Origin of the sequence: Cryomorpha ignava (assembly GCF_010686655.1) — a bacterium.
Classification (GTDB): domain Bacteria; phylum Bacteroidota; class Bacteroidia; order Flavobacteriales_D; family Cryomorphaceae; genus Cryomorpha; species Cryomorpha ignava.
The window spans coordinates 91,624-103,435 of the sequence record NZ_JAAGVY010000003.1 but is presented as its reverse complement, the minus strand read 5'-3'; the positions used below and the strand labels follow the sequence as shown (position 1 = coordinate 103,435).

The 11,812-nt window shown below is 40.9% G+C and carries 8 protein-coding genes; 6 read left to right on the top strand and 2 right to left on the bottom strand.

Annotated elements, in window-relative coordinates:
- The first annotated feature begins 5 nt into the window (after positions 1–5).
- Positions 6–455 carry a PaaI family thioesterase gene (locus G3O08_RS03130; protein ID WP_163283220.1) on the top strand — a complete coding sequence of 150 codons (450 nt, stop codon included), beginning with the start codon at positions 6–8 and terminating at the stop codon, positions 453–455.
- A gap of 246 nt (positions 456–701) precedes the next feature.
- Here the strand turns inward: G3O08_RS03130 and G3O08_RS03125 are convergent, their stop codons facing one another.
- Both G3O08_RS03125 and priA read right to left on the bottom strand, forming a co-directional pair.
- The gene (locus G3O08_RS03125) at positions 702–1,457 is read right to left on the bottom strand and encodes a lysophospholipid acyltransferase family protein (RefSeq protein WP_163283219.1); all 756 of its coding nucleotides are present in this window, start codon (positions 1,455–1,457) and stop codon (positions 702–704) included.
- A 265-nt stretch (positions 1,458–1,722) separates the two neighbouring features.
- A complete protein-coding gene (priA, locus tag G3O08_RS03120; RefSeq protein WP_163283218.1) occupies positions 1,723–4,185 on the bottom strand; it encodes a replication restart helicase PriA in 2,463 nt (820 codons plus the stop codon).
- A 137-nt stretch (positions 4,186–4,322) separates the two neighbouring features.
- On the opposite strand from priA, the gene G3O08_RS03115 reads away from it, so the two are divergent.
- From G3O08_RS03115 to G3O08_RS03095, 5 genes are all read left to right on the top strand, one after another.
- A complete protein-coding gene (locus G3O08_RS03115; protein ID WP_163283217.1) occupies positions 4,323–6,086 on the top strand; it encodes a sodium:solute symporter family protein in 1,764 nt (587 codons plus the stop codon).
- A gap of 65 nt (positions 6,087–6,151) precedes the next feature.
- On the top strand, positions 6,152–7,048 hold the full coding sequence (locus tag G3O08_RS03110; protein ID WP_163283216.1) for a hypothetical protein: 897 nt from the start codon (positions 6,152–6,154) through the stop codon (positions 7,046–7,048).
- 4 nt (positions 7,049–7,052) lie between these two features.
- Positions 7,053–7,469: a hypothetical protein gene (locus tag G3O08_RS03105; RefSeq protein WP_163283215.1), complete on the top strand. Its 417-nt coding sequence runs from the start codon at positions 7,053–7,055 to the stop codon at positions 7,467–7,469.
- A 69-nt stretch (positions 7,470–7,538) separates the two neighbouring features.
- On the top strand, positions 7,539–10,646 hold the full coding sequence (locus tag G3O08_RS03100; RefSeq protein WP_163283214.1) for an ATP-binding cassette domain-containing protein: 3,108 nt from the start codon (positions 7,539–7,541) through the stop codon (positions 10,644–10,646).
- A 281-nt stretch (positions 10,647–10,927) separates the two neighbouring features.
- Positions 10,928–11,743 carry a mechanosensitive ion channel family protein gene (locus G3O08_RS03095; protein WP_163283213.1) on the top strand — a complete coding sequence of 272 codons (816 nt, stop codon included), beginning with the start codon at positions 10,928–10,930 and terminating at the stop codon, positions 11,741–11,743.
- Positions 11,744–11,812: the final 69 nt, after the last annotated feature.

Here is an 11,812-nt window from a genome sequence, read left to right as displayed (position 1 = left end):
ATGCTATGAACGAAATACTAAAGAAATACGATAAGGTAAATGCCTTTGGTGCATTGCTGGGTCTTGAACTGAACGTAATTGAGCCAGGGAAAGTAGTGTACCGAATGGAAATTACCGAAAAACATTTATCCAATCCGGCCGCCGCACATGGCGGAGCCATTGCCTCAATGATGGATGGAATTCTGGGCGTATCAGCACTCTCGCTTGCCACCGAAAAACATAGACTGGTGAGCACCGTGGAATTTAAAATCAACTATTTTGCCCCAATTAAGCTGGGTGATAAATTGGTGGGAGTCGGCCAAGTGGTTTTTGAAGGAAACAGATTGATAAGCAGTGAGGGAACAATTTACTGTGAAAATGAGAATATGAACGTAGTTTGTAAAGGGCTTGGTACATTTAATTCATATCCTGTTGAGAAGAATATGATGTTGGGGGGAGAAGGTGATGGAGATTAATTGGCAATTACTTGCTGCGCTGCATTTCGACTGCGCTCAATAACCACGTGAGGTCGCTTAGTTGGCAATTTGCAATAGACAATTAGCAATAGGCAGACAGTTTCGTGGAGATGAATTGGCAATAGGCAATTAGCAATAGGCATGATCAGTTTTGTGGAGATGAATTTGCAATTGGCAATTAGCAATAGACACCGGTTGGCTTAGTAGAAATTACTTAGTACGTACCGATGTAAGTAGTGCAAAAAATTACTTCTCATTCTCTTCATGCAGCAAATTGACCTTCATAAATTCGGGGCTTTGGCGAATGGCGTACATAATCTGATGAAGAATATCCTCCGCAGGGGCGTCATAATCAATTTCTAAAGGATCGTAAATTTTCATTAATAACCGTGAATCGCGTTTTTTAATTTTCAATCCCTTCTTGTCAAATGCCCTTCTAAAACCGTCGATATTTACAGGAACAACTATGGGTTTATGCTCTTTAATAAGGTGGGCAGTTCCTTTTCTTCCCTGTTCAAAAGGCTTGGTGGTACCCTGCGGGAAAGTAATTAACCAACCGGAACGGATAGCTTTTCCGATATTTTCAGGATCCTCGGGGTTAACTTCTCGTTTTACATCCTTGCCAGATTCGCGCCAGGTGCGCTGCACAGAAACGGCACCGCCATAAGCAAAAAGCTTAGGTAAAAAACCGCTTTTCATCGTCTCAAGTGCTGCCACATAATAGATATTTGTTTTTGGCGAAAGCAAGTATAAGGGATTTCGAATTCCGCGCTTCAACTTCCACTTCGCTGCACTAAATGCGTGATACATAAGCATTACATCGGCGAAGTAAGTTTGATGATTAGAAACAAAAACCACATTTTCCGAAGGAAGTTTTTCCAGAACCTCCATTCCGGCTATTACCGACTTATTCGTCCAAACAAATCTAGGCCAGGTGATTATTCCCAAAATAGAAATAAGCAATCTCTTTACAAAAATCCACTGACCAAATACGTTTTTCAAATCCTTAAATTAGGGCTGCCAAGATAGCAGAAAATGCCTTTGGTTGTTAGCATGGCGCATTTATCAGAAAGTTAAAAATGTGTGGATGTGCGGGTGTGGATGTGCTGATGTGTGGATGTGTGGATGTGCGGATGTGCGGATGTGCGGATGTTTGAGTAGTAATTAAGATCGATGTTATTGCCTATTGCCCGTTGCCTATTGCAAATTGCCCGTTGCCTATTGCAAATTGCCTATTGCCCATTGCCCATTGCCTATTGCTTATGGACTACTGCGGATCTACATTAATAATAAGCCGAACCTCTTTAAATTGCTTATCGCTGAAAAAACGATTGTTGAGGCTATGGATTTTTGCCTTCACAGTGGCGATATTAAACTTTCGATCGATCTTAATAATAATGTGCTTATTAAATCGGTTTTTAACTCTGGAAACGGCGGGATACTCGGGTCCCAAAACATTGGCTTCGTCAATAAATGCACATAGCTCTTTGTGATAAGAAGCCGCTGTAAAATCAACCAATTCTACTTGCTTGTGGCGGAATGTGAGCATAATTAATCTGGCAAAAGGCGGATAAAGAAATTTTCGTCTTTCGCCCAATTCCTTTTTTGCTACGGCATCATAATTTCCTTCCACCACTTGTTGTATTACCCATTGTTGCGGGTCATGGCTTTGAATAATAACTTTCCCTCTTTTTTGCCGGCGCCCTGCCCTACCTGCTACCTGAGTCATCAGCTGAAATCCGCGCTCTGTGGATCTAAAATCGGGAAATTTCAGCAATAGATCGGCATTGAGAATACCCACCAGATTTACTTTTCCAAAGTCGAGTCCTTTGGTAACCATCTGTGTACCAATTAGAATATCAATAAATCCATCTTGAAAATCACTGAGAATTTTTTGATATCCGTATTTTGTACGCGTGCTATCCAGATCGAGTCTGGCAACCTTGGCATCTGGAAACTGGATTAGAATTTCTTCTTCAATCCGTTCCGTACCAAACCCTGCCAACTTGAGCTTGTGCGAACCGCAGGCCGCGCATAAATGAGGTGATTGATATTTGCTTCCGCAATAGTGACAAACCAATCTGTCTTGCGATTTGTGAAATGTAAGCGTAACATCACATCGCGTGCACTCCGGCGACCAGCCACACATTTCGCAAAGAAGCACCGGTGCATATCCTCTCCTATTCTGAAAAAGAATAACTTGTTCTTTCAAGTCGAGTGAACCTTTTATCTCTTTGAGCAATTCCTGGGTAAAATATCCCGTTGGTGCATTTTTTTTGCTCAGTGAAGCGGTCGTAATTTCGGGAAGCTCCATTCCACCATAGCGCTCATTGATGGTAACATATCCGTACTTTCCCATTTTCGCATTGTAAACCGATTCATACGAAGGAGTTGCCGAGCCGAGAAGGGTTTTAGCACCATGAATTGAAGCTAGCACTATAGCAGAATCGCGTGCATGGTAGCGCGGAGCCGGTTCAAACTGCTTAAAAGAAGTCTCATGCTCCTCATCTACAATCACCAGTCCCAAATTTGAAAATGGCAGAAAAACAGCGCTTCGGGCTCCAAGAATAAGACTTCCTCTTTCACCATCGTTTTTTAATACCAGATTCCAAATTTCTACGCGCTCATTTTGATTAAACTTAGAGTGGTAAACCGCCACCGTATTTCCAAAATAACGCTGCAGCCGCTGAATCATTTGAGTGGTGAGCGCTATTTCCGGAAGGATATAGAGCACCTGCTTTCCTTTATCGAGCTGCTCGCGAATGAGGTGTGTGTATATCTCGGTCTTTCCGGATGATGTAATTCCGTGAAGCAAAACAGTGTCTTTGGTTTCAAAAAGCGATTTGATTTCTGTCAATGCTTTAAGCTGAAACTCATTAAATTCCACCTCTTCCGTTTTGCCTTCTTCCACTTTCGGCAAGCGACCCACTTCGCGTTCTTCAAGTTCAAAAATTCCTTTTTTAACCAAATCTTTCACCACCGAAGAAGTTACATTCGCCCGCTTTTGGAGCACCGTTTTTTTAACTTCGTGAATAATGTCGCCATAGCGATTGCTAAGTTGAATATACATCATCAGCGCTTCTTCCTGGCGAGCTGCCGATTGCACCGCTTTGAAAGCTGCTTCCAGTCCGTCTTCATCGTTCACACCATCGCTCAATTTCACATAAGTCTCCAACTTTGGCTTGTAGCGCTCTTTCAGATCTTCCATTATCAAAATGGCCTCACCTTCAAGTAGATTTTTTAATGTTTTTTGAATGCTCTTTATTCCAAGCGCTTCAGAAACCTCCTTACTGTCAAGCACTTCTCGCTTACTCAAAATTTCAATCAATTGACATTCTCGCTCATTAAACCGCGACAAATCTCCATCAAAAGCCGGGTTTAAAATATACTTTGATTCGCTGGCAAGCCTCAAACCGCCTGGTAATGCAGCAAGCAAAATATCGCCCCGGTTGCACAAATAATAACCTGCCATCCATTCCCAAAACTGAATTTGCTGTGGTGTAACAATGGCTTCATCATCAAGCAATGAATCAATGTACTTTGCCACATATGCGCTGGGCGGTGTTTCGTGAATAGAAATTACAATTCCCGTCAATATTTTTTGTTTGCCGAAAGGCACTACCACACGCAAGCCCAGATGCACGTATGGCTCCATATTTTTGGGAATGCGGTAGGTGAACGAATTGGGAACGGCAAGCGGAAGGAGTATTTCGGCGAAATAAGTTTTCAAACTATATTTTGATTTTTGCAGGGAAAAAAGGGAGGACAAACTTACCTAAATTACCAACATTTGATAGTGGCAAGTTTTTAATACCTGTCAAAAAACGGTTTAATGTACTGGTTATTTTGCACCTACTTTATTGACTTATGGGATTACACTGGATAGACTGGGCAATAATTGCTCTATTTTTGATTTTAAGCTTATTAATTGGGCTTTATTTTCGCAAAAGAGCTTCGAAAAGCTTGCTTAGTTTCTTTTTGGGCGATAGAAATATGCCCTGGGTTGTGGCGGGTATTTCTATGGTAGCCACTACTTTTGCCGCCGATACACCTCTGGCTGTTACGGAATTGGTTGGTCAAAATGGAATTTCAGGAAACTGGCTTTGGTGGAGCTTCCTGGCGGGTGGTATGCTTACCACTTTCTTTTTCGCAAAGCTGTGGCGGCGCGCGGGCGTACTTACCGAAATAGAGCTTATTGAGCTGCGCTACGGCGGAAAACCGGCTGCAATACTCCGATGCTTTAAAGCACTTTATCTAGGTCTTTTTATGAATGTAATGATTATAGGCTGGGTAAACCTGGCCATGATTTCTATCATTCAAGAATTTTTTGGACTCGAAACCCAAACGGTTTACATGGTTCTGGGTGCCACGATGCTATTGGCAGCGGCATATACTTCCCTTTCGGGGATTTGGGGAGTGGCGGTAACTGATGTCGTTCAATTTATATTTGCAATTACCGGTACAATTATTCTTTCAGTAATTGTGGTAAGCAGCCCCGAAGTAGGCGGAATTGCCGGACTAAAGGCAGCTTTGCCACCATCTACGTTCAACTTCTTTCCTTCCTTAGGCGATGGATCGCTTGATGGGAATACGCTTGCGATCAGTGCGGGAGCATTTTTTGCATACATCGGTATTCAGTGGTGGTCAAGCTGGTATCCCGGACAGGAACCCGGCGGTGGTGGCTATGTAGCGCAGCGTATGATGAGTACCAAAACAGAAAAAGGTGCTGTTTATGCCACACTATTATTTCAAGTTGCACATTATTGCCTTCGCCCCTGGCCTTGGATTTTGGTGGCTTTGTCTTGTCTCGTTATTTACCCTTCTATCAGCCCAATAGACAATCCTGGTATTGCAGCCGGCGAATTTGGAAAAGGTTATGTTTGGGCCATGCGCGACTTTTTGCCGATAGGGTTAAAAGGTGTGCTTCTCGCTTCATTTTTAGCCGCATACCTCAGCACTATATCCACCCAGCTCAATTGGGGAGCCGGGTATTTGGTAAACGACGTTTACAAAAGGTTTATAAAACCAGATGCCAGTGAGAAGAGATTTGTGGACATGTCGCGTATTGTTACTCTGGTGCTAATGGCTCTTGGGCTGGCGGTTACTACCCAAATGACATCTATTAGTGGTGTGTGGTCATTTATTATGGAATGCGGCGCCGGACTCGGACTCGTGCTTATCCTGCGTTGGTATTGGTGGCGCATAAACGCATGGAGCGAAATAGTGGCTACCATTGCTCCTTTTGTAGCTTATACCATTTCGAGATTTGTTATGGGTTGGCAATTTCCAGACAGCTTCTTTTTTACAGTCGCATTCACCACAGTGGCCTGGATAGTGGCTACTTACATTACAAAACCTGAATCTGTAGAAACGCTTCAAAAATTTTACAATCAGGTAAGACCTGATGGTAATTGGAGTGGATTTGCACTGAAAGATGAAAAAAAGAAGAACAATATACCCGCTCTTCTCGTATGTTGGATAAGCTCTGTAGTCTTGGCCTACAGCGTGCTCTTTTTAACCGGGAAGATAATTTTTGCCGAATGGTTTGAAGCCGGAATGTACTTGATTACCGTCGTAATTTCGGGAATAATTCTTTCATTTACTTTAAAGCGAACAAGCATTTGGGAATAAGTATTTTTGAGATGGAAATAAGAAAAGGAATTATAACGTACTTTCAGGCAATCCTTTTAAAAACTATGACTCATTTAAGAAAAATTACTTTTTTCAGCTTTCTTGGCCTTATCGTCATTTTGTTTTATTCTTGCGATGAACAGACGGTAAGCAAAAATGGCGACTTGAAAAATACAGAACTCGACAGCACAAAAACGAACTTTGTGAGTGTTGCCGGGAAGCTTTTCAGCATACCTTCACCTATCCAAACGGCTATCCTGATAAAGGAATCTGATATTCCATATAACCGTGAAGTGCTTAACGATCCCGCCAATGTTTCAAATTACAGTACAAAAAACCAACGAGCTTTAAATCTGGGGATTTACGGTACTGAAATGGCGTATACATCATTATATGACGACAGCCAATGGTCGTTGCGTTATTATAAGGCCGTAGAAAATTTGGCCGATGATCTGGAAATAAAAGGGGCATTAAGTCCCTCGCTTGTAAAACGATTGGGAAGTAATGTGGGCAACACTGATTCACTTCTTTTCCTTAGTGGGCAATTTTACGAAGCTGCGGATATTTACCTCAAAGAAAATGAACGCTACGACCTCGCCGCGCTTATACTTGCCGGTGGATGGATAGAAGCGAGTTATCTTACTGCCCTTTCGGCAAATACAGGAAATGATGCAGCTCGAAAAAGACTTGCAGCACAGAAAAAAACGATAATTACCCTCTGCGAAGTGCTGCAATCGACTGCTGACGAGCAGTTTAACTCTGGAAATACCATGTTGCAACTCGATAGTTTAAAAAACGTTTATCGCTCTGTAGAGCACACTTATACTTATCAGAAGCCCGAAACCAACCCGGAAACAAAGACGACCATTATCAATAGTGAATCTAATTTTCAACTTACCGATGATGAGCTTGCAGATATTATTGCGAGAATCGAAAGAATAAGAGCATCAATTATCCAATAGAGCCATGAATAAAACGATATACATCTTTTTCTTTTTGCTTAGCACAATTAGCCATGAAGCTTTTGCTCAATGCGACTCCACAGCATCTTACGCTGCGCAGTACATGCAAAAGAATTTTGTATCCGATGGCCAATCTTACCGCGCTCTGCTTTTCGACGATCAGGTTGCTGAATTCAATACCACTTTTTACGGCGGGTCCAAATATCGTATTGTTGCCTTCGCGGGAATGGAGAAAAATCAATTGCAGTTTTCGTTATACGATCAAGACGGTAATCAGCTCTTTTCCAACAAGGAGCATGAAAATTCAAACCATTGGGATTTTGAGTTTAAAGATACGATGGAAGGCCGAATTGAAGCCAGGCTGGATCTCACGAAACAAAAATCGGGATGCGCCGTATTACTTATTGGATTTGAGCGCTAGCACCGAATAAAACGAAATTGCTGAAGCGTCTCCACTCCGGGACGCTTTTTTTGTTTTACCCCCCCAACTATGAGCGAAAGAATTCTTAAAGCACTTATTCAACTCTTCGCGATTATCGCGCGTGTAGATCCGCATCAGCAAGATGGCTCGCTAAACGGCCGACAGATCGTAGAGTCATTTCTACGCGAGCGGTTACCCAAAAAGCTTTTCAGCAAATACATGGATCTTTTTGAAGAGTATCTGGAAAGCTATCAGAAAATTTCTAAAATAAAAGACGGCGAGCAAAAACGAAATGCAGTAAACTCGGTGAAAATACTGCGCATTTGCACCCAGATAAACGAAGAACTTACCCAGCGTCAAAAAACCATCGTACTGATCAGACTTCTGGAGTTTATTCACACCCACGATGAAGTGCGTGAACTTGAACAAGAATTTATTGATACCGTAGCTTCAACATTTAACTTTGATATGGACGAGTATAAACTCGCCCGCTTTTTTGTTGAAGAGCGAGAAACCGAACTGCTCGAATCTCCGAATGTGATGTACATTACCGACAGCACAGATTCTGGAGCTGGATTTGGAAAACACTATTTATGCGAGGGAATTGAAGGTTACATACGTGTTCTTCGCATTCCCAGCATCAATCTGCATTTTATAAAATACCGTGGCGAAGGGAGTTATAATATATCGGGTCAGGCTGTTTACAACAATCGGTTTTATGTTTTAAATCAAGGTGCTTCGATTCGCGGATCGAAAATAAAACCAATTTACTACAGCGATATTATTGGAACTTTTCTTCAGGATGATAGCCGTGAGGGTATTAGCTTCCAAACACGAAACCTGGAGTATAAATTCAAACGTGGAAATACTGGTCTTCACGAGATAAACATTGATGAAGAATCGGGCAGACTGGTAGGCATAATGGGTGCTAGCGGAAGCGGTAAATCTACATTGCTCAATGTACTAAACGGAAATTTAAATCCTTCGAAGGGTACTGTAAAAATTAATGGAATTGATATTCACGGCGAGGGCGATGCCATTGAAGGATTGATAGGCTATGTAGCTCAAGATGACTTGCTTATTGATGAACTCACAGTTTTTCAAAATCTATTCTTTAATGCAAAACTCTGCTTTGGTCAAAAGAACAAAGAAGAAATTACCGATCTTGTAGAAGAGATGCTTTCTGTGCTCGGCCTCGGCGAAACGAGAAATCTAAAAGTTGGAAATCCTTTAGACAAAACCATCAGCGGAGGACAAAGAAAAAGATTAAATATTGCGCTGGAGCTCATTCGCGAACCAGCGGTACTATTCGTTGATGAGCCCACATCTGGTTTGTCATCGCGCGATTCAGAAAACATTATGGATTTGCTCAAGGAGCTTAGCCTCAAAGGCAAGCTCATTTTTGTAGTAATCCACCAGCCATCGTCAGATATTTTTAAAATGTTTGATAAACTATTTGTTTTGGATAATGGCGGATACCCAATCTATTATGGCAACCCTGTTGATAGTCTTGTTTATTTTAAACAAATGGTTAATCATATAAACTGCGACGAGGCCGAATGCCTGACTTGCGGGAATGTGAAAACCGAAGATGTTTTTAATATCATTGAAGCTAAGGTTGTTGATGAATTCGGAAACCTAACGCACCAAAGAAAAATAACACCAACAGAGTGGAATAAACTGTATACTGAACACATTGAAATCGAGCTTGAGCTTGACGATGAGCGCATAGCAACTCCCGAAACGCACTTTACAATTCCCGGAAAAATAAAACAATTCGGCGTTTTTATAAAACGAGATTTGCTTTCTAAGCTAACCAATAAGCAATACGTTCTTATTAATTTGCTTGAAGCTCCGGTTCTAGCTTTGATACTCTCCTTTTTTATGCGGTTTTTTATACCTGCCGGAGCTGATAGCTATATATTTCGTGAAAACGAAAACATACCCGTTTACATTTTTATCTCGGTTATTGTTGCCCTTTTTATAGGTCTGACCGTAAGCTCTGAAGAAATTATTCGCGACAAGAAAATAAGAAAACGCGAGTCATTTTTAAATTTAAGCAAGAGTAGCTATTTGTACAGCAAAATTTCGATTATGCTCGCTATCTCGGCTTTGCAAATGTTTCTTTTTGTAATCATTGGAAACTTTGTTCTCGAAATTCAGGGAATGACTTTATCTTACTGGCTTATACTCTTTAGCACTTGTTCATTTGCCAATTTGCTCGGTCTCAACATTTCATCGAGCTTTAACTCTGCAAAAGTTATTTATATTCTTATTCCGATTATCATTATTCCACAATTGCTTTTTAGTGGAATCATTGTAAAATTTGACAGGCTCAATCCTATTTTCGCATCGCAAGATGGTGTACCGTGGATTGGAAATATTATGGCGAGTCGCTGGGCATACGAAGCAATTGCAGTAACTCAATATAAAACAAACGATTATGAAAAAGAGTTTTTTGAACTAGAGAAGCGAAAGAAATTTTCGAACTGGAAGAAAGACTATTGGATAACCGAGCTCAAAAATAAAGTTGCAGTAACGAGCCGGATAATGAACGACGATGCGGCAACGGTAGAATTGGATAAAAACCTAACGCTGCTTAGAAACGAATTGAATAAAGAAAATGCTTTTCTAAAAGGATTGAAGTTTAATAAAGTAAACGATTTGACTCCTGATCGTGTAAATGAAGAGACTTTAAAATCAGTGTTAAAACATCTCGATCTACTAACAGAACATTATAAACGCGTGTATCTAAAAGCTGATGCAGAAAAGGAAGATGCCATATACGCTATGACGCAGACAGATGATAAACATGCAGCGTACAAAAAACTCTTCAACAATTACAAAAACGATCAACTTGAAGTATTTGCGACTAATCGCAACGACGTAAACTACATAGCTGAGTACAATGGCGAATTGATTCAGAAAAAAGATCTTATCTATTTAATGCCCTATAACAGCGACTTTTTTGGAGCTCATTTTTACGCGCCTGCAAAAAATCTTTACGGCCATTTTATAGATACTTTTTACGCCAACCTGCTCGTACTTTGGGGCATGACAATTGGCCTGGCTCTATGCTTATTCTTCGATGTATTCCCAAAATCGATCAAGTTTTTGGAGTCGGCTTTGCATTTTTCAAAGAAAGATAAGCGTCGGGAAACGACATCTCCTGCCTAATCAAAATATGGTGACCCATATCGAGGAGTTTAGAGATTTTCTATCTACTCGCTGTTAAAAATTTACTAAGTTTCTTGATTGGATTCTCATTAAATCTGCACGATCAGTTCTTTGACTAAAACCGCATTTTCTCTAGAGTTGAACCCAATCTTAAACTGACCCATCTCGCCCCCAATATACGATATCTCAAGCATTTTAATATGGGCTAAACTATTTGGAAAAATTCAATATCCATAAGATTTGTATCTTTCCGGTCTTATTTATTGAAAGAAACGCAGATTATGGATAGGTTAACTGAATATTTTGATCAGATAAAAGGACTTATAGTCGTTTATGGTGGTAGAGTGGTATTGGCAATTGTGGTACTTTTTATCGGGTTATGGATTATAAAATGGATCGTAAAACTTGCTTCCAAAGCCATGCACAACCGAGATGTAAATGAGTCGCTTCGTCCATTTTTGACATCGATAATTAGCATCCTATTAAGAATAATGTTAGTTATTTCTGTTGCGGGTATGATTGGAATTCAGGTTACTGCTTTTATAGCCGTGCTTGGTGCTGCCGGTTTGGCCATTGGTTTAGCTTTGCAGGGAAGCCTCGCAAACTTTGCTGGCGGAGTGCTCATCCTGCTTCTAAAGCCATTTAAGGTCGGCGACTTTATTGATACAGGTTCCCATTCAGGAACTATTCGCGAAATTCAAATTTTCTACACGTATATGACGACTACCCAAAATCAGGAAGTTATTATTCCCAACGGCGAGTTGAGCAATAATGCACTAAAAAATTATTCCTTTTACGATACACGTCGTTTGGATATCACATTTGGCATTGGATATAATGACGACATAGATCTTGCCAAGAGCATTCTCGACAACCTCGTTAAGGAAGATTCCCGATTTCTTACTGATCCGGCTCACGACGTTTTTGTTAAAGATCTTGCAGACAGTTCGGTTATTATCCATCTACGAGCCTGGCTAAAAAGCTCTGACTATTGGGATGTGACCAATAATTTGAACGAGAAAGTGAAAAAAGCATTCGATGCAGAGAATGTCAGCATCCCTTTCCCACAACGCGATATTCACATGATAAAAGAATAGCAAAACAGAATTTCTGCTTCTACAGATATAAAAACACTAAAAAGGCAGTTTCGAAATCGAAACTGCCTT